25 protein-coding genes are annotated in these 25,343 nt (G+C 63.7%); 13 read left to right on the top strand and 12 right to left on the bottom strand.

The features are described 5' to 3' along the window. The 6 genes from GL300_RS21305 to GL300_RS21330 form a co-directional block, all read right to left on the bottom strand. Window positions 1–188 (bottom strand): hypothetical protein (locus tag GL300_RS21305; protein ID WP_211595299.1); only part of this gene is annotated, 188 nt, incomplete at its 3' end. Between the two features lie 4 nt (window positions 189–192). Beyond that, window positions 193–990 (bottom strand): amino acid ABC transporter ATP-binding protein, encoded by a 798-nt coding sequence (locus tag GL300_RS21310; RefSeq protein WP_155041705.1) that lies wholly within the window; start codon window positions 988–990, stop codon window positions 193–195. Continuing rightward, window positions 991–1,899 carry an amino acid ABC transporter permease gene (locus tag GL300_RS21315; protein ID WP_155041706.1) on the bottom strand — a complete coding sequence of 303 codons (909 nt, stop codon included), beginning with the start codon at window positions 1,897–1,899 and terminating at the stop codon, window positions 991–993. Window positions 1,900–2,123: 224 nt separating this feature from the next. Continuing rightward, on the bottom strand, window positions 2,124–3,542 hold the full coding sequence (locus GL300_RS21320) for a Hint domain-containing protein (protein ID WP_246195305.1): 1,419 nt from the start codon (window positions 3,540–3,542) through the stop codon (window positions 2,124–2,126). A 197-nt stretch (window positions 3,543–3,739) separates the two neighbouring features. Further along, entirely contained in the window at window positions 3,740–4,369 is a 630-nt protein-coding gene (locus tag GL300_RS21325) for a nucleoside triphosphate hydrolase (RefSeq protein WP_155041707.1), read from the bottom strand. A 32-nt stretch (window positions 4,370–4,401) separates the two neighbouring features. Then, the gene (locus GL300_RS21330; RefSeq protein WP_170297764.1) at window positions 4,402–5,538 is read right to left on the bottom strand and encodes an ROK family transcriptional regulator; all 1,137 of its coding nucleotides are present in this window, start codon (window positions 5,536–5,538) and stop codon (window positions 4,402–4,404) included. A gap of 152 nt (window positions 5,539–5,690) precedes the next feature. Between GL300_RS21330 and GL300_RS21335 the strand changes: the two genes are divergently transcribed. The 5 genes from GL300_RS21335 to GL300_RS21355 all read left to right on the top strand — a co-directional run bounded on the left by GL300_RS21335 (window position 5,691) and on the right by GL300_RS21355 (window position 10,669). Then, window positions 5,691–6,725, top strand: coding sequence for a sugar ABC transporter substrate-binding protein (locus tag GL300_RS21335; protein WP_155041709.1), 1,035 nt, complete (start codon window positions 5,691–5,693; stop codon window positions 6,723–6,725). Window positions 6,726–6,792: 67 nt separating this feature from the next. Next, a complete protein-coding gene (locus GL300_RS21340; RefSeq protein WP_155041710.1) occupies window positions 6,793–7,815 on the top strand; it encodes an ABC transporter permease in 1,023 nt (340 codons plus the stop codon). Window positions 7,816–7,886: 71 nt separating this feature from the next. Beyond that, window positions 7,887–8,594, top strand: coding sequence for an ATP-binding cassette domain-containing protein (locus tag GL300_RS21345; protein ID WP_246195312.1), 708 nt, complete (start codon window positions 7,887–7,889; stop codon window positions 8,592–8,594). 17 nt (window positions 8,595–8,611) lie between these two features. Then, entirely contained in the window at window positions 8,612–9,604 is a 993-nt protein-coding gene (locus GL300_RS21350) for a beta/alpha barrel domain-containing protein (protein ID WP_155041712.1), read from the top strand. Between the two features lie 33 nt (window positions 9,605–9,637). Then, window positions 9,638–10,669, top strand: a complete 1,032-nt coding sequence (locus tag GL300_RS21355) for a carbohydrate kinase family protein (protein ID WP_155041713.1) — start codon at window positions 9,638–9,640, stop codon at window positions 10,667–10,669. 42 nt (window positions 10,670–10,711) lie between these two features. Here GL300_RS21355 and GL300_RS21360 read toward each other — a convergent pair whose 3' ends face one another. Then, on the bottom strand, window positions 10,712–11,605 hold the full coding sequence (locus GL300_RS21360; RefSeq protein ID WP_155041714.1) for a LysR family transcriptional regulator: 894 nt from the start codon (window positions 11,603–11,605) through the stop codon (window positions 10,712–10,714). A gap of 54 nt (window positions 11,606–11,659) precedes the next feature. On the opposite strand from GL300_RS21360, the gene GL300_RS21365 reads away from it, so the two are divergent. After that, a complete protein-coding gene (locus tag GL300_RS21365; protein ID WP_155041715.1) occupies window positions 11,660–11,872 on the top strand; it encodes a hypothetical protein in 213 nt (70 codons plus the stop codon). 383 nt (window positions 11,873–12,255) lie between these two features. Here the strand turns inward: GL300_RS21365 and repC are convergent, their stop codons facing one another. The 3 genes from repC to repA form a co-directional block, all read right to left on the bottom strand. Further along, window positions 12,256–13,407 (bottom strand): plasmid replication protein RepC, encoded by a 1,152-nt coding sequence (repC, locus tag GL300_RS21370; RefSeq protein WP_155041716.1) that lies wholly within the window; start codon window positions 13,405–13,407, stop codon window positions 12,256–12,258. 178 nt (window positions 13,408–13,585) lie between these two features. After that, window positions 13,586–14,554, bottom strand: a complete 969-nt coding sequence (gene repB, locus GL300_RS21375; RefSeq protein WP_155041717.1) for a plasmid partitioning protein RepB — start codon at window positions 14,552–14,554, stop codon at window positions 13,586–13,588. Continuing rightward, on the bottom strand, window positions 14,551–15,738 hold the full coding sequence (gene repA, locus GL300_RS21380) for a plasmid partitioning protein RepA (RefSeq protein WP_155041718.1): 1,188 nt from the start codon (window positions 15,736–15,738) through the stop codon (window positions 14,551–14,553). The genes repB and repA overlap by 4 nt, the downstream gene beginning before the upstream one ends. Window positions 15,739–15,958: 220 nt before the next feature. On the opposite strand from repA, the gene GL300_RS21385 reads away from it, so the two are divergent. Continuing rightward, entirely contained in the window at window positions 15,959–16,201 is a 243-nt protein-coding gene (locus GL300_RS21385) for a helix-turn-helix domain-containing protein (protein WP_155041719.1), read from the top strand. Continuing rightward, window positions 16,201–17,517 (top strand): HipA domain-containing protein, encoded by a 1,317-nt coding sequence (locus GL300_RS21390; RefSeq protein WP_155041720.1) that lies wholly within the window; start codon window positions 16,201–16,203, stop codon window positions 17,515–17,517. Before GL300_RS21385 ends, GL300_RS21390 begins: the two co-directional genes overlap by 1 nt. A gap of 96 nt (window positions 17,518–17,613) precedes the next feature. Here GL300_RS21390 and GL300_RS21395 read toward each other — a convergent pair whose 3' ends face one another. Beyond that, window positions 17,614–18,501, bottom strand: a complete 888-nt coding sequence (locus tag GL300_RS21395) for a LysR family transcriptional regulator (RefSeq protein ID WP_155041721.1) — start codon at window positions 18,499–18,501, stop codon at window positions 17,614–17,616. 84 nt (window positions 18,502–18,585) lie between these two features. On the opposite strand from GL300_RS21395, the gene GL300_RS21400 reads away from it, so the two are divergent. The 3 genes from GL300_RS21400 to GL300_RS21410 all read left to right on the top strand — a co-directional run bounded on the left by GL300_RS21400 (window position 18,586) and on the right by GL300_RS21410 (window position 22,642). Beyond that, window positions 18,586–19,728: a CaiB/BaiF CoA transferase family protein gene (locus GL300_RS21400; protein WP_155041722.1), complete on the top strand. Its 1,143-nt coding sequence runs from the start codon at window positions 18,586–18,588 to the stop codon at window positions 19,726–19,728. A 3-nt stretch (window positions 19,729–19,731) separates the two neighbouring features. Further along, entirely contained in the window at window positions 19,732–20,859 is a 1,128-nt protein-coding gene (locus tag GL300_RS21405) for an acyl-CoA dehydrogenase family protein (RefSeq protein ID WP_155041723.1), read from the top strand. A 364-nt stretch (window positions 20,860–21,223) separates the two neighbouring features. Further along, window positions 21,224–22,642: an alkaline phosphatase D family protein gene (locus tag GL300_RS21410; protein ID WP_155041724.1), complete on the top strand. Its 1,419-nt coding sequence runs from the start codon at window positions 21,224–21,226 to the stop codon at window positions 22,640–22,642. 7 nt (window positions 22,643–22,649) lie between these two features. Here GL300_RS21410 and GL300_RS21415 read toward each other — a convergent pair whose 3' ends face one another. Then, window positions 22,650–23,945 (bottom strand): S8 family serine peptidase, encoded by a 1,296-nt coding sequence (locus GL300_RS21415; RefSeq protein ID WP_155041725.1) that lies wholly within the window; start codon window positions 23,943–23,945, stop codon window positions 22,650–22,652. Between the two features lie 90 nt (window positions 23,946–24,035). Between GL300_RS21415 and GL300_RS21420 the strand changes: the two genes are divergently transcribed. Together GL300_RS21420 and GL300_RS21425 are read left to right on the top strand one after the other, a co-directional pair. Further along, window positions 24,036–24,527: an RNA polymerase sigma factor gene (locus tag GL300_RS21420; RefSeq protein WP_155041726.1), complete on the top strand. Its 492-nt coding sequence runs from the start codon at window positions 24,036–24,038 to the stop codon at window positions 24,525–24,527. Between the two features lie 44 nt (window positions 24,528–24,571). After that, the gene (locus tag GL300_RS21425; protein ID WP_246195307.1) at window positions 24,572–25,327 is read left to right on the top strand and encodes an anti-sigma factor family protein; all 756 of its coding nucleotides are present in this window, start codon (window positions 24,572–24,574) and stop codon (window positions 25,325–25,327) included. Window positions 25,328–25,343 lie beyond the last annotated feature (16 nt).

A 25,343-nucleotide genomic window follows, 5' to 3' on the forward strand; every position in this document is an offset into this window, starting at 1 on the left:
GGATCGGTGAATTCCATCGGCGGATAGGCCAGGCTGGTCACCACCTTGAGCACGCCGGCCGAGGCAATGTCCTGCGGCAGCAGCGCGGCGGCCTTGGGGTCGGTCTCGGCCAGGGCCGGTGCGGCCAGCGCCAGGGTCAGCGCCAGGGCCGGCATGGCCCGGCCAATCGCCGTCTTCGAAAGCATCATGGGATCACTCGCTGTTGGAAGTTGTTATCGTTGGGGTCTCTGTCAGGAACCTGGACAGGAAGGCGCGCACGCGCGGGTCCGCAGGGTCGGACAGCACGGATTGGGCCGGGCCGCATTCGCGGACCTCGCCATCGATCATCACCACGACGCGGTCGGCGACCTCGCGGGCAAAGCCGATCTCATGGGTGACAACGATCATCGTCGTCCCGGAAGATGCAAGGCGACGCATCACCTCCAGCACCTCGCCCACCAGTTCGGGGTCCAGCGCCGAGGTCGGTTCGTCGAACAGCATGACGCGCGGCTCCATCGCCAGCGCCCGCGCGATCGCCACCCGCTGCTTCTGCCCGCCCGACAGCTGCGCCGGATAGGCCTGTTCGCGGGCGGACATGCCGACCATCTCCAGAAGCGCACGGGCCTTGGCGATGGCCGTGTCCCGCGACTGGCGGCGCACCACGACCGGGCCTTCGATGACATTCTCCAGCACGGTCTTGTGCGAGAACAGGTTGAAGTGCTGGAACACCATGCCAAGCTGGCTCTGCTGCTGGCGCAGCTGATGCACCGGCAATTCCTGCAGCACATCGCCGCGCAGCGCATAGCCGATGATCTGGCCATCCACCCAGGCATAGCCGCCATCGGGCACTTCCAGATGGTTGATGCAGCGCAGCAGGGTCGACTTGCCGCTGCCCGAGGGGCCAAGGATGCACAGCACCTCGCCATGCGCGACATCGATGTCGATGCCCTTCAGCACCTCATGCGTGCCATAGGATTTGCGGATGCCGACGGTGCGGACAGCGGTGGTCATTCACGCCTCCCTGGTCTTGAAGAAGCTGCGCAGGCCGCGGCTGGGTCTGGCCCCGACGACGGTCGAGCGGCCGAAATGCCGTTCAAGGTAATACTGGATCACCGACAGCACCGTGGTGCCGGCCAGATACCAGATGGCGCAGACGAACAGCAGTTCGATCACCGCCCCGTTGATGAAATAGATCCGCTGCGCCGCGTTCAGCATCTCGGTCATCGAGATGGTCGCCGCCAGCGACGAGAACTTCAGCATCCCGGCGGCTGAATTGCCCAGAACCGGCAGGATCATGCGGATGGTCTGCGGCAGGATGATCCGGCGCATGGTCTGGACCGGCGTCATGCCCAGCGTATGCGCCGCCTCGACCTGGCCACGATCGACCGACTGGATGCCGCCGCGCACCACCTCGGTCAGGTAGCTGCCCTCGTTCACGCCAAGGCCGATCACCGCCGCGACAAAGGGCGTGACCACCGCCACCATCTTGGCGTCGATCAGGCCGGGAATGTACAGCGTTGGAAAGACCAGCGCGATGTTGAACCAGATCAGCAATTGCAGCAGCACCGGCGTGCCGCGAAAGATCCAGACATATAGCGCCGCCGTGCCCCGCATCACCGGGTTGGCCGACAGCCGCATCATGCCGAAGACAAAGCCCAGCACGATCCCCAGCACCAGCGCGGCTGCGGTGATCAACAAGGTCCAGACAAAACCGCGGATGATGGTCGGGGCGGTCAGGAACTCGCCCACCACCGCCCACTGGATATTGCCGGTGGCAAACGAGCGCACCAGCAGCGCCAGCAAAGCCACGATGACCGCGCCGCCGATCCAATGGCCGGGATGGCGGAGGGCACGCCGGCGCAGCCCCTCTGCCGAAGGCAGGCGCGAGGCGTCCGTGATCTGTTCTGCTGTCTGGGTCATGTTAACTTGTACGGTTGTTCCTACAACTTAATAGCCGAACCACGCCCGATCCTGTCAAGCTTGTTGTTGAAGAATTTTCACGGGTCTATCGGGACGAGAACGGCTGGGCGTAGGTCCGCTAGCAGCGATCCCGTGGATCCTCGCGACATGGTCTGGCGCCCCGACGACCCAACCGTCATGCAAAAGGCCCCTCATCCGAGGGGCCTTGGCAGGTCGTGCGAGGGTCAGTCCCGTCGGGTGCTGGTCGCGAGCAGCGGCTGTTGTTGCTGCGTGTGGCGCGATACCAGTTGCCTGGCGCGGCGGCCGGATTCGGGGATTTTCCGGGCGCTTTCGCGGATGCCCGGCGTGGCCAATTCGGGGAACAGCCCGAGGATTTCATCGCGGGCGGCTTCGTCCATGCTCAGCAGCGCTTGTGGGCCGGTATGCAGGCTTTCGGATTCGGTGCCGTTGGCAAAGACGACCTGATGCTTGTCGAAAAGGAAGTGGAAATACTCGACCTCGGTCGCGGTGTCGTCGACAGAAACTCCCTCCATCCCAAGCAGGTGCTTGGCGGCGACCAGCACTTCGGTCGCGCTGAACATCCGCTGCGCGATCCGCGAACGCGCAAGGATGCGATGCTGGGGCGAGACGAGCAGATCGCGCTCTGGCCGACCATTCCCCAGCGCCCCTGCCGCGATACGGATGGGCAGAAGCCGGGGGTTCTGCTGCAGGGTGGCCGCGTCCAACTTGCGGCTGCCGATCCAGCGGATCGGACACAACCAGTCATCGGCGGTCAGGACCATATCCCCGACGCTCAGGTCCTCTACCAGACATTCGCCATGCTCGGTCATGATACCGGTGCCGCGGGCAAAGCAGACCACGTTGACGTTTTCGATATCGGTGACGCTATTGCCCAGATCATCCGGGTCGGTCTGGGTGGTCAGGGTATCGTCACCGCCGCCGCCGCTGATATCGCCAAGCGCACCAGAGCCAAGATCGCCCAGATTCAGCGCATCATCGCCCTCGCCCAGATCGACATTGCCACCGGTCGCGGCGTCCCCGACCGTCACGGCATCGCCGCCGTCCCCGGCCAGAATGTCGCCAAAGCTGGAACCGCTGCCCAGATCGACGCTGTCATCGCCCGCGCCTGTGGTGACGTCATCCAAGATGCTGTTGTCGCCCAGCGAAACCGTGTTGCCATCGTCGCCGCCGATGATGTCGATATCGCTTCCATTGGCATTGAAGTTGTCGCCGGTGGTGAAGCTGTTCTCACCATCGCCAAGATTGACGTCGATCGCGGTGTTGAAATTGTCGCCTGCCGAGACGTTGTCTGGACCCTCCGCCGAGCCGTTATAGGAGCCCAGCGAACTGTCATCCCCGGCATTCACCGTCGATGATGCGGCGTTGCCCGCATTGATGGTCACCCCGCCTGCATCCACGCCGGAACCGATCGAGAAGCTGGGATTCATGCCCGCATCACCGCCGATGCCGACGCTGATGCCATTGGGATTGCTTTCATCGAACTGGACGTTGAAGTTCACGTCCGCGCCGCCCGGATTTACGAAGGTCACGTCCTCGGACAGCGATGGATCGATGACATAGGTGTCACCATCATTCACAATGACATTGCCCGCATTGTCGTCCGTGATGATGATCGTGGCCATGGCGGAGCTCTCGACTGTTGCGGGGAATCCGCCGAGAACCTACCGCAGCGCGTGCATCATCCTCAAATCACCTGCGGTTATCCCGTCAATTCACGGGATCGATGCTCACCGGGATGCGGCAGGCGCAAACTTGCGGCCCACGCCAGTACCAGATCCCGCATCCACAAATACCGGGTCAGAGCCATGCGGCGCCTGGCTTACCCCTGCGTCAGGGTGATATCCGCTACCTGACTATGCGCCAGCACCAGATCGGCATTGGGCAGGTCGTTGCCAAAGGCCTTGGCCTGGGCCTCGGGGGGCGTCATGCCCTGATCCAGCCAGCGGGATAGCAGGCGCCGTTCCAGTTCGGCGCGCGGGACGTCCAGACGGATGGTCAGGTCAAAGATCGGGCGCAACCCGGACCAAGGCTGCTGGTCCAGCAGCAGGTAGTTTCCTTCGACCAGCAGCAGCGGCGTTGAGGCCGCAATCAGCCTGCCTCCGGCGCGCGAGATTTCCAGATCGCGATCAAAGACCGGAACGGCGATCTCATCCTCAAGATTGGCGCGCAGGCGGGTCAGAAGCGCGCGCAGCCCACCCACATCAAAGGTCTGGGGCGCGCCCTTGCGGGCCAGCATGCCCCGCTCGCGCAGGACCGCATCGTCGTAATGGAACCCGTCCATCGGCACGACGGCGCAGATGCCGGGCTGCGCGGCATTCAGAGCATGGGCAAGGCGCGCGCACAGGGTGGATTTGCCGCTGCCCGGCGGCCCGGCAATCGCCACCAGCCTGCGACCCTCGGTCGCCAGCGCCATCAGCCGGGGCAGCAATGTCGCATCGTCGCGGATCATGGGTGCAGCACCTGTGGTTTGGCGGTCATCGGTCAAGCGGGCTGGATCGGGATTTGCTCCATGGCAAGGAAGGCCGCGCCGCGCACGCCCAGATCCTCGGTATTGCTGGCCAAAGCGATGGTCAGCTGCTGCGTGGCCAAGGGCAGGCAGCGCTGGTAGATCAGCTCTCGCACCCCGGCCAGCATCGCCTCGCCGGCACGGGCCAGTTGACCGCCGATCACCAGCACCTCGGGGTTGAGCATGGCGACCAGATCGGCGCTGACCTTGCCCAGAACGCGGCTGCCCCGGTTCAGCGCCTGAAGTGCCTCGGGTTCGCCGCGCAGCCACAGTTCCATCACGTCGCGGGCGTCCTGACAGTCGAACCCCTGCCCGCGCAGATCGCGGGCCAGCGCCCAGCCTGCGGCATGGGCCTCGGTGCAGCCTTGCTTGCCGCAACGGCACAAAGGAGCGGGTTGCAGCCCGTGCTGGATATGGCCCAGATCGCCCGCCGTCCCCGAGGCTCCGCGCAGCAGCGCCCCCCCCACCATGATGCCGCAGCCGATACCGGTGCCGATCTTGATGAAGGCGAAGTTCCGGCATTGGGGCCAGTTCAGCCGATGTTCGGCCAGACACAGCAGGTTCACGTCATTGTCCACCGCGACCGGCAGGCCGGTCATCCGGCCGAGCGCCTCGCGGATATCCAGATTGTCCCAGCCATACATGACCGAGGGCATGGCGACCCTGCCCGTCGCCACATCCAGCGGCGCGGGCACCGACAGTCCCAGCGCCGCGACCGGGGCGGTGCGCGCGCTGGAACGATCCAGATCGGCGGCAGCCCCGGCAATCTGCGCCAACGTCACCTGCGGATCGGCGCGCAGGTCCAGATCGAAGCTGCATTGGTCAAGGATCTGCCCCGACAGGTCGAACAGGCAGGCCCGACCCAGCCTTTCGCCCATATCGACGCCGACCAGATTGCGATAATCGGGATTTATCGCAAAACCTCGCGCAGGCCTGCCCCCGGCCGAGGGACGGCTGGGTCCCTCGGTCAGCAAGCCAGCCTCCAGAAGTTCGGTGATTCTTTGCGTGGCGGTGCCGCGCGACAGGCCGGTTTCCTGTTCGATGTCGCGCTGGGTCTGGGCCTGCCCGCTGCGGACAAGATGATAAATTGTCGAAGCGGCGTCTTTCCGCATGATTTCCTTGGCTTTCCGCATTGCGGCATTGCGATCCTGCTTCTGCATAATATTGGGCAAAAGATCGGCTTTCAATGTTTTAATTGACAGAACCTGTCCACACCCGTTCACTGGTCCCATGCGTGGAGGAGCGCGCATAAAGGGAGGAAATGATGAGCAAAAGAAGCTGGCTCGCCTGCGGCGCGGCCATGGCGGCGCTTTGTCTCGGCGTCTCTACTGCCCAAGCTCAGGACGACATCCTTGTCGGCCTGATCACCAAGACCGACACCAACCCCTTCTTCGTCAAGATGCGCGAGGGCGCCTCGGCCAAGGCGCAGGAACTGGGGGTGAAGTTTCAGGCCTTTGCCGGGAAATTCGACGGCGACAATGACACGCAGGTTCAAGCTGTCGAAAACCTGATCGCGGCGGGGGCCAAGGGCATCCTGATCGTCGCTTCCGACACCAAGGCCATCGTGCCGACGATCCAGAAGGCCAAGGATGCGGGCATTCTGGTCATCGCGCTGGACACGCCGCTGGAACCGATGGAGGCCGCGCAGGCGACCTTTGCCACCGACAACTTCCATGCGGGCGAACTGATCGGCGAATGGGCGCGTCGCACCATGGGCGATGAGGCCGCTGCCAAGGCCCATGTCGCCTTTATCGACGCGCATGAAAGCCAGCCGACCGTCGATGTGGCCCGCGATCAGGGCTTCATGAAAGGCTTCGGCATCGACATCAAGGACGCGGCGCGACGCGGCGACGAAGACGACCCGCGCATCGTCGGCCATGAAATGGGCGAAGGCTCTGAGGTCGGCGGCCGCAGCGGCATGGAGAACCTGCTGCAAAAGAACTTCGACGTGAACGTGGTCTATACCATCAACGAGCCCACCGCCGCCGGCGCGTGGGAGGCGCTGAAGGCTGCGGGCAAGGGCGATGGCTCGGTTCTGGTCACCTCGGTCGATGGTGGCTGTCCGGGGGTCAAGAACGTGGCCGACGGCGTGATCGGCGCGACCTCGATGCAATTCCCGCTGCTGATGGCCTCATTGGGCGTCGAGGCGATCGTCGAACATGCCAAGAAGGGCACCGTGCCCGCCCCGTCCGAGGGGCTGACCTTTACCAATACCGGCGTCAAGCTGGTGACCGACAAGCCCGTCGAAGGGCTGGAATCGATCACCAGCGCCGAAGCCCTGAAGCTTTGCTGGGGCTGAAACCCGGTTCGCGGCCCGCTGGACAGGTGGGCCGCCCCTCTCATCCATGAACGCACGGGGGTGACGGATGTCGTCTGACGACACGCCACATTTCTCGGAACATGCGGGCTTTGGCCGTCGCGTGATCAATTTCCTGCACGGCAATCCGACGATCATCCCGTTTCTGGTGCTGATCATCGGGCTGGCGATCTTTTCGCTGATCGTCGGCAAGCGCTTCTTTCACCCGTTCAATCTGTCGCTGGTGCTGCAACAGGTCACGGTCATCGGCATGCTGGCACTGGCGCAGACGCTGATCATCCTGACGGCGGGGATCGATCTGTCCGTCGGCGCGATCATGGTGCTGAGTTCCGTCGCTATGGGCCAGATGGCGCTGACCTTGGGCCTGCCCCCGGAAATCGCGCTGCTGGCAGGGATCGCGGTTGGCGGGGCCTGCGGGGCGCTGAACGGGCTGCTGATTACTTGGCTGCGGTTGCCACCCTTCATCGTGACGCTGGGCACTTGGAGCATCTTCAACGCCTTCGTGCAGTTCTGGTCGCGTGGCCAGACCATCCGCCAGCAGGAAATCGCGGCCGAGGCGGCGATCCTGCAATGGACCGGGACCGCGCTGCAATTCGGGGCATGGCGGCTGACGCTGGGCTCAGTGCTGATGCTGGGGCTGGCGGCTTTACTATGGTATATGCTGAACCGCACCGCATACGGTCGCCACATCTATGCCGTGGGCAACGACCCCGAGGCCGCGCGCCTGTCCGGCATCAGCACCCAACGCGTGCTGTTCTCGGTCTATCTGCTGGCCGGGGTGATCTGCGGGCTGGCGGGCTGGGTGCTGATCGGGCGGATCGGCGCGGTCAGCCCGCTGGGCGGCGGCTCGGCCAATCTAGACAGCATCACCGCCGTGGTGATTGGCGGCACCTCGCTGTTTGGCGGGCGCGGCTCGATCATCGGCACGCTGATCGGGGCACTGATCGTGGGCTTTTTCCGCAACGGACTGGCCTTGGCGGGTCTTGACGTGCTGTGGCAGGAGTTCTCGATCGGGTGCCTGATCATCATGGCCGTCGGTTTCGACCAATGGCTGCGGAGGATCTCGAATTGAGCGATCCGAATACGCGCCAGCCGATCCTTGCCGCCCGCGATCTGCGCAAGGCTTACGGTCGCGTCGTCGCCATGGATGGGGCCGATTTCGACCTGTATCCCGGCGAGATTCTGGGCGTGATCGGCGACAATGGCGCAGGCAAATCCTCGATGATCGCGGCCTTGGCCGGTGCGGTCCGGCCGGACAGCGGCGAGATCTGGCTGGGCGGCGAACAGGTCCGTTTCGCCAACCCCATGGAGGCCCGCGCCAAGGGCATCGAGACGGTGTTCCAGACCCTTGCCATGGCCCCTGCCCTGACCATCGTAGACAACCTGTTTCTGGGCCGCGAATACCGCAAGCCCGGCTTTCGCGGCCGCTGGCTGCGGGCGCTGGACCGCACCCGGATGCGGGCCGAGGCGCGCAAGCATCTAAGCGAGCTGGGCCTTGCCACCATCCAGAACATCGATCAGGTCGTCGAGACCCTGTCCGGCGGCCAGCGGCAGGGCGTGGCCGTGGCACGGGCCTGCGCCTTTGGCTCGCGCGTCATCATCCTTGATGAGCCGACCGCCGCTTTGGGGGTCAAGGAAAGTCGCAAGGTGCTGGACCTGATTTTGGACGTGCGCCGTCGCGGCATCTCGGTCGTGCTGATCAGCCACAACATGCCGCATGTCTTCGAGATCGCCGACCGGGTGCATATCCACCGGCTGGGCCGCCGCATCGCGCAAGTTCGCCCCGACCAGATCAGCATGTCCGACGCCGTCGCCATCATGACCGGCGCGATGGCCCCTCCCACCGAATGAGACCAATGGAGAACCTGATGTACAGAATGGACGAGAAGCTCGGACGCATCCGGGCGGGAAAATATGCCAAGGGCGATTTCATCATCGCCGATGCCAAGGACGGCGATATGGGGCCGTCGATCAACTCCTCGGGGCCGAACCGGGCGAAGGACGGGACATGGACGCGCTATCGGACCCGTGCCGAGTTCCTCGACAAGATTCAGCAGATCGTCGAACAGGATATCGTCGATATCATGCTGACCTCGGTGTCGAACCTTGAGGCGCTGAACGAACGCGGCGTTTACAGCAACAGCCGGGTCAAGCCGGTGATCCGTGCCAATGACGCGACCGATTGCTGGGTGTTCCGTGGTGCGACCTATGCGAAGGAACCGGCCCGCCCCTTCCGCACCGCCAATCCGGCGGTGGCAAAGGCGTTGGGAACGGATCTGGGCCTGTATTCGATCACCTTCAACAATGATCTGGACGCGGATTACTTCGCTTTGGATGAGTTCGCGGCCTTTCGTGAGGATGCATTACATAACAATTTCAAATACTTCCTTGAAGTCTTCAACCCCAATGCCCCGGTCGGCCTTGCCCCCGAGGATATCCCGGCCTTCGTCAATGACGCGATGATCCGCTGTCTGGCCGGTCTGAGCACCCGTGAGCGGCCCGAATTCCTGAAGATCCCCTATAATGGCCCGGCAGCGCTGGAGGAACTGGCCAGCTATGACCCCTCGGTCGTCGTCGGCATCCTTGGTGGCGGCGCGGGCACCACGCGCGACTGCCTTGAGCTGATCGCCCAGATCGAGCGTTACGGTGCCCGTGTCGCGCTGTTCGGGCGCAAGATCAATCTGGCTGATGACCCGCTGGAAATTGTGCGGATGATGCGGGCCGTGGCGGATGGCGATCTGAATTCCGAACAGGCTGTGCGCGAATATCACGGTGCTCTCGAACGGCAAGGCATCACGCCCACGCGCGCGCTGGACGAGGATGCCCAGATCACCGAGGCGGTTCTAAAAGCTGCCGCCTGACCCCCAATCACGGCCCAATCACGGAATGCATTAATGGAACGGAACGGGTTCGTCACCGGCGGCACCTGGTGTGTCGACTACAACATGACCCTGCCCCACTGGCCCCGAGAGGAGACGGCGACCCGTATCCTCTCGGGCAGCCGACAAGGCGGTGGATCGGGCTGCAATTTTGCGGTCGACATGCGCCGGCTGGCGCCCGAGATCCCGGTCTCGACCATTGCATTGTGTGGGGATGACAGCGATGGCGCGCTGCTGCGGGCCATCGCACAGGAACACGGGATCGACGCGCGGTTTCACGTCGATCCTGCGGTGCAGACCCATCGCACCATGGCCTTTACCGCGCGGGACAACGGCCGCCGCACGCACCTGTTTCAGGCCGAATCCAGCGACCACCTGACCCCCGATCATTTCGATTTCCGGGACTCGCGCGCCTTCATGCTGCATCTGGGTCTACCCGGCACCCATGCGCTGATGGATACGCCTTGGCGGGGCGATGCGAATGGCTGGGTCAGCGTGTTACGCAAGGCACGCGACGCCGGTCTGCGCACGAACCTCGAGGTCATGACCATTGAGCGCGACGCGTTGCAGGCGCTGGTCCTGCCTTGCCTGCGGCATCTGGATTACCTTGTGGTCAACGACTACGAGATCGGCGCGCTGACCGGGATCGAGACCTTGCCGGATGGCGCTACCTTGGTGCCGGCGGTGCTGCGCGCCGCGCGGCGCGCGCTGGAATTGGGTGCAATGTCGCTGGTCGTGGTTCACTTCCCGCAAGGCGCGGTCGCGGTTACGCGCGACGGTACGGTCGCATCGCAACCCTCGGCCCTTGTGCCGAAGTCGGCCGTCGCCGGGACCAATGGCGCGGGCGACGCCTTTGCGGCGGGTTTTTTTTGCGGGCTGCATCGCGGGCGCGATCTTGGTGAATGCCTGACCTATGCCCATTCCTCGGCGGCGGCCTCATTGCGGTCGGTTGATACCTATGGCGCGATGGAGCCGATTGAGGCCTGCCTGACGCTGGCGCAAGGCTATGGCTGGCGCGAACCGCTTCAGGTGGAAGACAGCGTATAACCGCGCCTATCCCCTGATTTGCGGATGAGGTCGAACCACAAGCTAGTCAATGACACTGTCAGCGAGGCGCTGACGCAACCAGGCTTGCGCAGGGTCATGTTGCAACCGCTCATGCCAGACCAGAATTTTGCGAAAGCCGTCCAGCGGCACGGGCGGCTCACACAGGACGATACCCCCCTCTCCCGCTAGAAGCCGCCGCGGGATCATCGCAATCATGTCCGAGCGACGGATCAGATCGATCAGCACCGCAAATCCTGGCAGGCTGATAACGACGTTCCGCTTCCGCCCTACCCTTTCAAGTGCATCGTCCGTGGCCCCACGAAGCTCCGTTCCGTCATGCGACATGATCGCGTGATCCAATGCGCAGAAGCTGTCCAGATCCAGCGACCGTGATGCTGCCGGGTGGCCCTCGCGCAGGATCGTTACGTAGTTTTCATAGAAAAGTCCGCGTGCGCGCAGGTTCTCGGGCGAGATGTCCGACGTGACGAGTGCCAGGTCCAGATCACCCTCGGCGAGTTGCTGAGGAAAGTCAGCGGCAACTGGGCGCACGGACAGCCGAACACTGGGCGCTTCTCGACGCAGGGCATCCAGAAATGGCAAGACCACAACACGTTGGGCGTAATCGGTCGCGGCGATCCTCAACGTCAGCGCGGCTCGGGCCGGATCGAAAACCTCGGGTTCTAGCAGCGCCTCGACCTGTGCCAGCGCGGCTTTTAGAGGCCCGGCCAAAGCCTCGGCCCGCGGTGTTGGCAAAATGCCCCGTTGGGTGCGGATGAACAGCGGATCATCTAAGGCCTCACGCAGGCGGGCCAGCATGCCGCTGACCGCGGGCTGGGTTACCCCCAACCGATCTGCGGAGCGGGTCACGGAGCGGGTCTCCAGCAGCGCATCAAGGGTTCGCAGGAGGTTCAGATCGAAAGCCTTGATATCAGCCATGGGAATGTCAGATGTCACTAAGGGTGATTGGCATTATATCAGGGAGGCTGCGGTATGTGCCGTATCATTGCAAGCCAGGAGATCAGTATAAGCAGTATGATCTGGCTCGAGGGTTTTGCACCGGAGTTCACCGAAAATTTCACCTCGAACGAGGTTCTCGTCATCGGCCTTAATGCTTCGGAGGTCTGGTCGTTTCTGACGACCCCTGCGCCGCAGCTCATCTATTACCGGAATGCGGCGGATTTTGATGAAGGGTTCCGAGATTGAACCGGGTTATGGCGTTCTCGTAGGCACTTTCAGTTTTGGGGTGGAAATTGTCTGCATAGCGTTGGTGTGGGTGGTTTGGGACGAAGGACGTCCGGACATTCATCATGCTTGGTTGATCGGGATGCATCGGGTGGCTGTTGTGCTTCTTGATGCAAGAGACCCAGCCCGATGTTCAATCGGCATCAAGAGTGATAGAAGGCCTGATTGCGGTTACCCGCTCTGGATTGCATCAACTTCCTCAACACACAGCCTACAGTCTACGATAACGTTGTTTGCTAGCGCGACGGTCCCTTCCCTTTCTATTTTATTGTTAGCGGCATGCCCGACTCAGTCCAAATCCGATATCGCGCGGATCAGCGAAACCATGTTCACAGCTGTGAACTTCAAGTCGGATTATTCATTAAGGCACTTATCATTGGCCCGGCCGAGAATGCGCCCAACGCAGCTTTTGCCGACAAGGTTTGCAGGTATGCTCCAGGCGAGCGAATGGAAGTGAACCGTTGCAACATGGCAGCCAAGACAACGGCTGCGGTATCCCGGCCCATATGGCGTTTAGCTTTGGCCCATGTCGCGTTACAGACCCCCATCATGGGTCTGACTTTCTCGGCAAGGGCTACGAAATCGCTCCAGTGTAGGATGGGATGCTCACAATAGGCGACTATCTCAGGGCAGGTGGTTAGAACCAAGCCTAACGGGATGCCGTTTTCCGTTCGGGACGCCGTTACGTTTTCTACGCTCTTTTCAGATTCAAGATATTCTTTATCTGACCTCTGATAGTGCTGCTCAGTTTTGGCAGCATTGGTGCTCATTTCATCGGATTCTGTTGGGGTAGTGGAGGGTGGACAGGTCGAGCTACGCAGTTGGTCGAGCGCAATTTCCAGATCGCGACTGATCTGATCAAGTTCGGGCAGGGTCAATTTGCGACGCAGCGCGCGCCCAGTCAGGGAAAGCAAATCTCGGAAACGGTCCAGCGTTCCAATGGACTGTTGGGCAAGTTCAAGCAGTCCGTACAGATCGCGTCGCATCAGGCTGGCGGCCTCACGCAGTTCCTGCACTTGTTGTTCAGCTGAGCGAACCGCAGCTGCCGAGGTGGTGAATTCCGCGAAGCGGTGGATTAGCGGTGACAGGTCGAAGCCGTAGGCCGTCGCACCCATGGCAGAGCGTCGGACGTAGCGCTTGCCATTCGGGCTGTCGCGTCGGCCGATGACGCCTGCGGTAACTAGATTACCCAGATGCCGCCGCATGGTCGAACAGGGCATGCCATTCAATCTTTCACAGATCGAATCGTTTGATGGATGGATGACCAGCTTCTCGGGTTGGTCCAGATTGCTGCCGGGATAAAAGCTCAACAGTGCTTGAAGCACGGTCATGTCGCGGTCGGTCAAACCGTACCGCGTACGAGCGGTGGCCAATTCACGCAAAGCGTCCCATTTATTAACCGCCTGAGCGGGCAGGGGCTGCGTTTGCATCTGATGCCGCTGCAATTGGACAGCATCAATCATTCGCCTAAACGACGTGATGGGAACATAACCCATGATTTTTATCACGAAGACAAAGAAGAACCCGGCTCCGAATCACTTCGGGGCTTGCAGTCGTCACCGTCGCGGACTACCTTGGATTTGCTACGATCAAAGGGGTCTCGTGAAGGTTATGCTTTGCGGGACCTTTTCCTTGGCTTGTTCGTGCCTCCCTTGCCTGTTGCTCCTGCCTTCTTCAGCCGCGCTTTTGCCAGCGGGTGTGAAGCTCTTCCATCGCAGCGGAAGCCTGCTCTTGCAGCCATTCCGCGAATGCATCGTTGTCGGTCCTGACATCCAGCCGAATGCCGTCCTTGGTGCGCGTGACTCTGCCCGCAGGCTTGCCGCCCAGCGTCAGCGGGTGCGTGGCACTGCGAATGGTGGGGGCGGGCAGGGTCGCAGCTTTTCGTAACCGTTTGCTTACCGCCTCGAACGCTGCGACCGAGGGGTCGGCAACATCAGGCTCAGCCTCCTGTTGCGCGCGCCCAGCGATCGCCGCCAGTTCATCTCGGTTGAGATCGGTTGATTGCAGGTCTTTGACCAGCGCCTCCCAGCGGGGGCGGCCGATGCCATGGGCCGGGCCAATGGCTCGCGCCAGCTCCGGGCCAACCGCCCGGGCAACCGAAAGTGCCATTGAAATCGCGGATTTGGTGACATTCAGCACTTCGGCCACTTCGGCCTGAGTGCCGAAGCCGTTTTCGGTCAATTCATGGGCAAACAGGGCGCGTTCCAGAAAGGACAGGTCGCGTCGCGCTGTGTTTTCAGAGGCTTGCGCGCGCAAGGCGGTCTTGTCGTCCATCGCCGCGATCATCGCGCGGACCTTGCCGACCCGTTCTGAGGCCCGCACGGCTTCAAGTCTGCGTCGGCCGTAGACCAGCAAGTAACGGTCGGCGCCCGCAGGATCGCGACGCACCAGAATCGGCACGGTCTGCCCAACGGCTTCGATCGAAGCGCGCAGGTCCTCGACATCCTTCGGATTCAAACGATCTGCGGTGCGGTCGTCGCTGATCTGCTCGGGGTCCAATTCCCAGATGCGGTGGCTATCGACCGCGTCGCGGGCCGAGCGCAGCGCACTGTTTGTCGTCATCATCGACCCAGCACCTGGCCCTGCGCCCGCCTGTGCCAGATTGTCCAGCAGCGACATACGCTTCCTTTTGCTGTCGGTCATGTCCTGCCCCAGGTCTTCTGAATCAGTTGTGCGATCTCGTCATTGACGGCATTCAGGCTTTCGATTGCGCGGTCGTAGGTTGAGCGGGTAAAGGCAGAGCGGTCCACCTCATACAGCGTCTGCTTGGTCAGGCCGGCATCTGAAATCGCTGTAGATTTCAGCATCGGCGCGTTCAGCACGGTGTCGCCATACATGGTGCGCAAAAAGGCCACGATGCGGTTTTGCGGCGCGTCGGTCGGCTCGTATCGGGTCAGCAGATAGCGCATCCAGTCATGCGACATGTCGGCGCCGCTTTCCGCGATCACGTCCATCAGATCGGCAGTCATGCGCAGGAACTGGCTCATCGACATCACGTCGAGCATTTCGGGATGGATGGTGACCAGAACACCAGTTGCGGCTGACAGTGCCGACATCGTCAGAAAGCCCAGTTGCGGCGGGCAGTCGATCACCACCACGTCGTAATCGTCATCGACCTGTGCCAAGGCTTCGCGAACACGGAAAAAGAACAGACCCGCATTGCCTTGCGCCAACGCACGAGGGGTTTCGTGCTCGAATTCCATCAGCTCGAGGTTGCCGGGAATCAGGTCGAGATTGGGGATATACGTCTTGCGGATAACCTGACGGATCGGGGTAGGGTCCTGATAGCGGATGGCGTCGTAAAGCGTGCCACCATCCTGCAGGTCGAATTCCGGCTGGACCCCGTGCAGTGCCGTCATCGAGGCCTGCGGGTCCAGATCAATCGCCAACACCCGGTAACCCTTTAGTGCCAGGCGTTGTGCCAGATGCGCCGAAGAGGTCGTCTTGCCCGACCCCCCTTTGAAGTTCATCACGCCGATGATCTGCAGGTGATCGCCCGCGCGCCGTCCGGGCAGATAATCTCCCGGCTTTCTGGCTGTTTTTTCAAGAAGTTGGCGAAGTTCCTGGATATCTTGCGCCGAATAAAGTCTGCGGTTCCCGGCGGTCAGTTCGGGCGAGGGACCCTTGCCATCCAGGTTCAGCTTGCGAAGATAGCTGTCATTGATTCCCAGCAGCGCCGCCGCCTCACCCGAGGTGAACTTGCGCATCGCCTTTTGTGCGTCTGGCGGAAACAGGCTTTCGCGCTGCGCATGGAGTTGCGACGCCAGCCATTCCGAGTGCTGACGGATGACGCTGTTCAGGTCGTCCTGCACGCTGTCTCTGCTCATTTTGCCCGCTCCGCTTTCGGCGTGTTCACGGTTTTTGCCGTTTAGCCGCGCTTTTTCGTGACTATTGATTGATTCTACCATCGTTGCAAGAGTTTTCCCGGCGGCTCCGATACTTGTCACGGATTCCTGCAAAATCCGGCACGCCGTTCTTGCATTTCCGTGTAAATTTTGCCGTTATACATCACAGTGTATAAACCTGAAAATTACAGGATAATGTATCATGACGGCTCCCCGTTCGGCCAATGATCTGGCGCAGATCCTGCGCCAAGCCCGTCGTGCGCAGCGACTGACGCAGGCCGAGCTGGCGGGCAGGGCGGGGCTGCAGGCACATCACATTTCGAATATCGAAAACGGCGTGACCAATCCGACCGTGACGACCGTTCTGGCATTGCTGGCGGCCTTGAATCTGGATTGGCAAATTGTCCCGCGCGACCGTGGCGCCGCAATCGAGGACATTTTCTGATGGGGCGCAAAGCCAAATCCGTGCCGCTTGCGGTCCATGTCAACGGTCGCCGGGTGGGCACCCTGACGCGCGACGCGGATGGCGCAACCAGCTTTGCCTATCATCCCGATTGGCTGTCATGGCAGCACCGATTCCGACTGTCGCTGTCCTTGCCGCTGACCGATGAGCGGCAGCGCGGCCCGGCAGTGCTGGCGGTTTTCGACAATCTTCTGCCCGATAGCGAGGCCTTGCGCCGATCGCTGGCCGAGCGGATGGGGGCAGGGGGGGCCGATCCCCATTCGCTGCTCGCGGCGATTGGCCGCGATTGCGTGGGCGCCATGCAATTCCTGCCCGAGGGCGAAGATCCCGGTCCGGCCTTTCCCAATGACAGCCTGTCGCTGGACGAAGGCCAGATCGGACGAATGCTGCGAGATCTGGACCGCCATCCGTTGGGGTTGGAGCGCGATCAGCCGTTCCGCATCTCGGTCGCGGGGGCGCAGGAAAAGACCGCACTGCTTTGGGACAACGGCTGGCGGCTGCCGCTGGGGATGACGGCGACAACGCATATCCTCAAGACTCGCATGGGGCAGCTACAGAACGGCATCGACATGAGCACGAGCTTGGAAAACGAGCTTTTGTGCCTGAACCTGGCGCGCGCCTTTGGTTTCGACGTGCCCGAGGCGCGGATTGTGGATTTCGACGGCACCGAGGCGCTGGTGGTCGAACGTTTCGACCGCCGCCTGTCCGAGGGCCGCCGCCTGCGCCTGCCGCAGGAGGATCTTTGTCAGGCGCTGGGGGTGGCCTCGACGCGGAAATACGAACAGGATGGCGGACCGGGGATCGTGGACTGCCTGAGGCTGCTGGCCGGCTCAGTCGACAGTCTGCAGGACCGCGAGACCTTCCTTGCCGCGCAGATCTTCTTCTGGATGATTGGTGCGACCGACGGCCACGCCAAGAATTTCTCGATTTTCCTGGGACCGGGCGGTTACCGGATGACGCCGCTTTACGATATCCTCAGCGCGGAGCCCGCCCGCGCCTCGGGCCATATCCGACAGCAGCAGATGCAGATGGCCATGGCGGTGACCGGTGCGTCGCGGCACTATCGGCTGAGCCAGATCCATCCCCGCCACTTCGTCCAGACCGCCCAAGCCGCAGGTCTGGGCCAAACGGTCATCGACGCTGCCTTTGCCCGATTGACCGCTCTCAGCCCTGCTGTCTTCGATGAGATCGAATCCGCGCTGCCAGACGGTTTTCCCGACGCCGTGCGCCTGCCGATCCTGGAGGCCGCGCGGCACAGGTTTGGCGTGCTGCGTGGTTTTGTAGGCGAGAAGATTTGAGGTAAATGCCTAGGCCCCCTGCAATCCGCATAAAGCCCACTCAACGCGGCTAAGTTAAGCGAAGCAAAACAAAGAATATCGTGAACAGGCGCCCCCTCAGATCAAATCCTCGGCCATGGCGATGAAGCTCGTCATAGCCGGGGTGGAGTCGAACCGCGCGGCGCGGATCAGGACCACCCGGCTTGGCGGTAGGGTGCCGGAAAGTGGGCGGTCGATTACCCGGCGTCCGTCATAGGTCTGATCATAGGGCAGCTCGGTTGCCAGCAAGCCAACCCCGTGGCCATTCGCGACCAGCGCGCGCAGCATTTCGATCGAGGCGGTCTCGTATGCAATCGCCGGGCGGGCACCAGCGATCTGGAACAGGGACAGGAAATAGCCGCGGCTATGCGGCAGCCCGATCAGGATCAGCGGGTCCTCTGCCAGATCACGCAGGTCGATGGACGTCTGGCCCGCAAGCCGGTGGTCCGGCGGCAGGACCGCACGCGGCGGAATTTGGGCCAGTTCACAGACCTCAAGGCCTGCTGGCAGACCGGCATCATAGACCAGCGCAATATCCAGCTCTCCGGCCAGCACCGACTGTGCCAGAGCCGCGATGTCCCCTTCGACCAGCCGAATGCTTGCACCCGGATTTGCCTTGGTGAAATGGCGCATCAGCATCGGTACATAGCGCGGCCCCAAGGTTGAGAAGACGCCCAGCCGTAGCTGCTGTGCCGTCTCGCCCTCGCAGTCGAACAGGGTGCCCGCTTCGGCCCGCAGCGCACGCAATTTGGCAATGCGATCGCGACCGAAGGGCGTCGGCTGCATGCCTTGTCCCGGCAGACGCAGGAACAGGGGGGCGCCGAAATGCGCCTCGAACTGCGCGATCGCGACCGAGATCGAAGGCTGTGACACATTGGTCAGCCGTGCCGCGGCTGCGGTCGATCCGGTCTCGGCGACGGCAAGCAGGTAGTCGATCTGGCGAAAGCCAAAAGGAATAGGTTTCATTCATCTATTCTATATCGAACTATTATTTCTGACTATCGCCAATCGACGGCTAGGAACAGGTCAGACCGAACCACAGGAGCCGTCATGACATCGCAACCTCTTTCCGGCCTGCGGGTTCTGGACTTCACGCGGGTTCTGGCTGGGCCCTATGCCACCGCGCTGCTGGCCGATCTGGGGGCCGAGATCATCAAGGTCGAGGGGCCGGGTGGCGACGAATACCGCCATATCGGCCCATTCCGCGATGGTGAAAGCGCGCTGTTCCAGACCGCCAACCGGGGCAAGCGCTCGATCCTGCTGGACCTCAAGGATCCGGCCGACCGCGATGTCGCGCTGGCGCTGGCCGACCGCGCCGATGTGGTTGTCGAAAACTTTCGCCCCGGCGTGATGGCCCGTCTGGGTCTTGGCCCGGATCAGTTGCGCGCCCGCAACCCGCGTCTGGTCTATGCCTCGATCTCGGGCTTCGGGCAGAGCGGCCCGAACCACGAACGTCCGGCCTATGACATCATCCTGCAGGCGATGAGCGGGATGATGGCGCTGACCGGGGACCCGGATGCCGCGCCGATGATGGTGGGCGAGGCGGTCGCCGATGTCGCGGGCGGTCTGTTCGCCGCCTGGGGCATCATGACCGCGCTGTATGAGCGGGAACGGACCGGGCAGGGCAGGGAGATCGATGTGGCGCTGTTTGACGCGCTGGCCTCGATGATGCCGACGGCGGCGGCGCGGGTGCTGGTCTGCGGACAGGACCCGGTGCGCAGCGGAAACCGTCATGCCCTCTCGGCACCTTTCGGAACCTATCCGGCAGGGCAGGGGCATTTCGCGGTGGCGGTGTTGAATGACCGGTTGTTCGCGCGCTTTGCGGCGGCGATCGACCGGCCCGAGCTGATCGACGACCCTCGCTTTGCCACGGATGCCGACCGCCGCCTGAACGAGCCCGCATTGGCCGAGGCGATCACCACCTGGGCGGCGGACCTTGATGCAGAGGGCGCGGTCGCGGCGCTTTCGGCGGCGGGCATCCCGGCTGCGCCGCTGTCAACCGCGCGCGAGGCCTGGACCTCGGATCAGGTGATGGCGCGCGGGCTGGTCTCGGCGGTGGATCACCCGCAGCTTGGCCGCATCGACCTGCCCGAGCAGCCGGTCCATTTCGCCGGCGCGCCCCGTGGGATGCGCCGTCCCGCACCCGGACTTGATGAACATGGCGCGCAGATCCGCGCCGAACTGGAGAGCTGAGACATGGATTGGACCGAAGACGAAAGCGCGATCCTCGATCAGATTGAACGGTTCGCAGCCGATGTGCTGGCCCCCCGCGCGGCAGAGCTTGACGAGACCCAGACCTTTGCTATCTGCCATCTGCCGATGATGTCCGAACTGGGACTGATGGGGCTGAACCTGCCCGAAGAGGAAGGCGGGCTGGGCCTGTCCGGCCCCGCGCTTTACCGCGCGGTCGAGATCATCGCCGGGGCCTGCGGCTCGACCGCCTCGATGCTGACCGCGCATTACCTTGCCACCGACAGCCTGCATCTGGGCGCGGATGCCGAACTGCGGGCGCGCATCCTGCCGCGCGCGGCGGCGGGTGCGCTTGGCGCCTTTGCCCTGACCGAGCCCGAGGCGGGGTCGAACCCTGCCGACATGCGGACCACGGCCCGGCGCGAGGGTGCGGGCTACCGCATCCGTGGCTCCAAGGCCTTCATCTCGAATGCGGGCGCGGCGGAATTCATGGTGGTCTTTGCCAAGACCGACCCCGAGGCCGGGGCGCGCGGTGTCTCGGCCTTTCTGGTCGAGCCGGGGGTGACGCCGGGTGTCTCGGTCGCGGCGGCCGAGCGCACGATGGGCCTGCGCGGTGGCCATGTCTTTGGCGTGACCTTCGACTGTCTGGTCCCCGAGGAAAACCGCATCGGCGCCGAGGGCTCTGGTTTTCGCACCGCCATGCGGGTTCTGGACAATGGACGCATCGAGGTCGCTGCGCAGGCAACCGGCATTGCCGCCGCCGCACTGGACGCCTCGATCCGCTATGCGCAGGAACGTCGGGTCGGTGGCCATCCGATCGCCGATTTCCAGGGGCTGCAATGGATGTTGGCCGACAGCGCCAACGACCTCGCGGCGGCGCGCGCCCTGGGATATGCCGCTGCCCGCCTGCGCGGCACCGGAACCCGCTATGCCACCGAAAGCGCGCATGCTAAACTTTTCGCATCCGAGGCAGCTTGGCGCATCGCCGACCGTGCGCTGCAGGTTCATGGCGGCTATGGCTATTGCCGCGATTTCCCGCTGGAACGCTACCTGCGCGACCTGCGGATCTTTCGCATCTACGAAGGCAGCTCCGAAATCCAGCGCACGATCATCGCGCGGGGCCTGCTGGCATAAGACATAGCGGCGCAGCTTTGCGGGAACCTTGTGGGAAAGGTCGATGCATCCGACCTTTCCCTTCTGATCGTTGCACGGATGATCTGTGGGGGATTCATTCCCCGAACCCATGCTGCTAGATGGCCCGCATAACCGGGTCGTTTTGACGGACATACCAAGCGCCCGACCTGACCTGATCGTGAGGCGTCAAATAGGACGCCGAGGTTGCGACACGGAATCGCCGCAACTACATGCCCTTAGCCGTTGGGCTTTGCCCGTGGTTCAGGACGCATGCGAACCCCGTGTGACTTTCTCCTGAAGACGCAAGACCGCAGGAACCGTGCCGCCCAAGCGGCACGGCGCGAATGAAGTTTGAAAGGACCACATGACCCAGACGACCAAGGCCATCGGGCCGATCCTCTATCTGGATCATGTCGACGATCAGCAGTTTCATCTGGCGGCGCTGTTCATCCTGCCCAAAGGGGCCGAGATGCCCGCGCTGGAGACCTCGTTCGGGCAAGTACAGCAGCAGGTACTGACGGAATATGACGCGGCGACGATCTATCGCGCGCGGTTCAGCCTGCCGCCGGGCGCGCAGGAATATCTCTGGAATGGCGAAACCTATCCGCTTCACCTGAACCTGCAGGACGACACCCGACTTGCCTTTGTGTCCTGCAATGGCGAGGAGACCGGCGATCTGGACCGTGAGGGGTCTGAGCGAAACGTCATGTGGGCGCGGCTGCGGGCCGAGCATCGCGCCGCCCCCTTCGCGTTGCTGCTGCATGGGGGCGATCAGGTCTATGCCGATGAGGTGACCGATGGCCATCCGCTGACGCAGAACTGGCCCTCCAGCATCCCCGACGATCCCGGTGACCTGAGCAGCCTGCACCATCATTTGCGAGAGCGTTTTCTGGAACGCTATGCCGCGCTTTATACCTCGCCGGATTTCGCGTGGCTGGCGGCGCGGGTGCCGTCGGTCATGCAATGGGACGATCACGACATCTGCGACGGCTGGGGCTCATTGGCGCGCCGGGCCACGAATTCCGCTGTGGGCCGAGAGATTTTTGCCGCCGCGCGCGAGGCTTATCTGATCTTTCAGGCTGCGGCGGTGGATGGCGATCTGCCCGCGCGTTTCGCGGACCCGCATGGCGGTCATCTGGGCTGGGCGATCCATGCACCGGGGTTCCGGCTGGTCGCGCCCGACCTGCGCTCGGAACGCACGCGCCGCCAGATCATGGGGCCGGGTGGCTGGGCCTTTATGGAAACCCAGCCGCCCCTGCGCCCGGACGAACGCTGCATCCTGATGTCCAGCGTGCCGTTGCTGGGGCCGCGGTTGTCGCTGCTTGAGGCGCTGATGATCGTGGTCCCGCGCATGCAGCGCTATGAGGACGACCTGCGCGACCAATGGCAAAGCCGCGGCCATCGTGAGGAATGGCGGCGGATGCTGCGCCTGATGGTCGAGATGGGCCGCGCCGGGCAGAATGTCATCGCTGTCTCGGGCGAGATTCATCTGGCGACCCGCGCGGTGATGCCGCTTGATGCGGGTGCGGTGCTGCACCAGTTGGTCGCGTCGGGGATTGCTCACCGCCCGCCACCCAAGGGCTGGGCGCGGTTTCTGGGGGCGCTGTCGACGCTGGGCGACGATCCGATTGCGGGCAAGCATATCCGGATCGAGCGGATTCCGGGTCAGGCCGGGCGCTATGTGGCCCAGCGGAATTACCTGACGCTGGACCGCCGCAACGGCGCATGGCACGCCTGCTGGCAGCTTGAGGACAGCGGCCGCTCACCCGAACTGGCGCTGTGAGCCGCCGCTAAAGCCCGCGCGCCGCCGTGCAGGCCGGGGCGGGCCGGACCAGCCCGTGACCAAAGACGTCATCTGGCCCGGCCTTGCCCAGATCGCGCGCGCCCTGTTGCAGTCGCACGCGGACCTGCGCGGCGGTCAGCTGCGGTTCGGATTGCAGCAGCAGGGCCGCAGCGGCGGTGACGAAGGGCGCGGCGAATGAGGTGCCGGTCTTGGTCCGCGCCCCGCTGATCGAGGCCGCAGTCCAGACATTCACCCCCGGCGCGGCCAGGTCGATATGCTTGCCCCGGTTGGCACGACGATAGACCTGTTCGCGCCGGTCGACAGCGGTGACGGCGATGACCTGCTCATAGGCAGCGGGAAAGGCCGGTTTCGCCGCTGGACCGCCATTGCCCGCTGCGGCGACCAGCACGATATCCTGTTGGGCCATGCGTTGGATCTGGCGGCGCAAGGCCTCGTTCGGGGGACCGGCCAGCGACAGGTTGACGATGTCGACCTGCTGCGCGGTCAGATAATCCAGCGCCTCGACCAAGGCAAAGGCATCGGCGCGCTCATCCTCGCGCTGCTTGTGAAAGGCATCGACGGCGACCAGTTCGGCCTGCGGCACAAGGCCGGGGGAACGGCTGTCCGCCCGTCCGACCAGCAGCGCTGCGACTGCGGTGCCATGCAGCGCATCCGAGCGCGCCAGCCCCTTACCCTGATCGATGCGGTGGACGCGCATGCGGGCATCCTTCAGCACGGCGTGATCGGCATTCAGCCCGGTATCGACCATACCGATCCGCACCGGGCCGCCGCAGCCAGACGTATCCGCTGGCCATGCAATCATCTGGCGGGCCGGGCAATCCGCGCCGGAACAGGCCGGGGCGGCATTGCCGGGGCGGTAGAAATGGTTGAAATCCGCAGCATTGGCCGACCCCATGTCTCGCACCATGGCGCGGGCCTCCTCCATCGACATGCGATCGGGTTTGCGCAGACGGTGCAGCGGCGCACCATCGGCAAGCGTCACCCTACGCAACACGCGGAAACCGGCATCCTGCAGGACCTGCAGATCGGCAGGCGACAGGCCGCGCGCGATCACCTCGTTCGGCGCGCGCTGGGGCAGGGGGGCGGCGCGGATGACAGGCGGCGGCGCCGGACGGCGGCGCACGGGCGCGTCGTCGTCGTCATCATCGTCGTCATCCCCCCGGTCGTCATCATCGTCATCGGCCCATGCGGCGGCAGGCCCCCAACCCCGTGGTTGCGGATTCAGGTCGGCCATGATCACGGCCAGCGCAAGGCTTAAAAACAGCAAGGGGTGGCGCGGCATCATGTCCTCCAGCCGGGGTTTCTGGACATTCTACGTTCTGCACTCTCTATTATTCCCCGGTTTCGTCAATTTCTGACGCAGGGAGGTGGAATGGACGCGGCTTTTGCCGAGGCGATGATTGCGCTTTTGCCCAATCTGCGGCGCTATGCGCTGTCCCTGACGCGTCGCGCCGATCAGGCCGACGATCTGGTCCAGCAGACGGCCGAGCGTGCCATCGCCAATGCGGCCAGCTATGACCCGGCCCAGCGGCTGGAGCCGTGGTTGTTCCGCATCATGCGTAACGGGTTTATCGACCAGACCCGGCGCCAACGCAGCGCGGGCGTGCAACTGGATGTCCATGACATGCCCGAGGCCCTACCCATCGACCCCGCCCCCGCGCTGGAGGCCCGCTTGATGCTGCGCAGCGTCGAGGCGGCGATGGCCGAACTGCCGCCCGAGCAGCGCGAGATCCTGCATCTCGTCTGCGTCGAAGAGATGACCTATGCCGAAACCGCGCGCATTCTGAACATTCCGCCCGGCACGGTGATGAGCCGGCTGTCCCGCGCCCGGCTGGCGCTTTCCGAAAGACTGGGAATAAGATGAGCGGCGGGACGTATACGGCCATGGATGGCGGAAAGGACGGGCCCATGCAGATCGATGACGAAACCCTGATGGCATTGGCCGATGGCGAGCTTGACCCGGCCCGGGCCGAGGAATTGCGCCGCGCCATTGCCGCCGATCCGGAACTGCAATCCCGGCTGCATCGGTTCGAGGAAACCCGGCGCCTGCTGTCCGGGCTGCGTCGGGATCAGCCGGGCGAAGACCCGCTGGCCGCGATGATCCGTGCATCCGCCACCGGCACCGCGGCCCCGGTCGTGCCATCCCCGACCGCCAGCCATGCCCCGGGCCCGCGTCCGGTCGTGCCGCCCGGCGGTACGCCGCTGGCCGCGCCCGTCCGTGCGCCGCAGCGATCCGCGAACCTGAACCGCAGGCCCTGGATGGCGGCCGCCGCCTCGGCCGCCATCGTGGCGATCGGCTTGGGTTGGTGGGAATGGGCGGGTGCGCCCGCTCCGCAAGGGTTCAGTCCGGCCGAACTGGCCGCGCTGGACAGCCTGCCCTCGGGGCAGGTTCAGGCTTTGGATGATGGTGGAGAACTGGCGATGATCGCCTCGTTCCGGGCCAAGGACGGGGCGCTTTGCCGCGAATATGAAACCGCGCAACGTGTGGTTCTGGCCTGCCGCGAGGCCGGTGGCTGGGCCGCGCGCTATGCCGCGGTGGCCGAGGCTGCGGGGCAGGATTACCGCCCGGCCTCGGGTCAGGGCAGCATCGACGACGCCATCGCGGCCATCGGTGCCGCCGCCCCCATGACGCCCGAGGAAGAGGCCGCCACCCTGCGGGAATAAAGCCGACGCCCAAGCG

Origin of the sequence: Paracoccus litorisediminis (genome assembly GCF_009711205.1) — a bacterium.
In the GTDB taxonomy this organism is placed as follows: Bacteria; Pseudomonadota; Alphaproteobacteria; order Rhodobacterales; family Rhodobacteraceae; genus Paracoccus; species Paracoccus litorisediminis.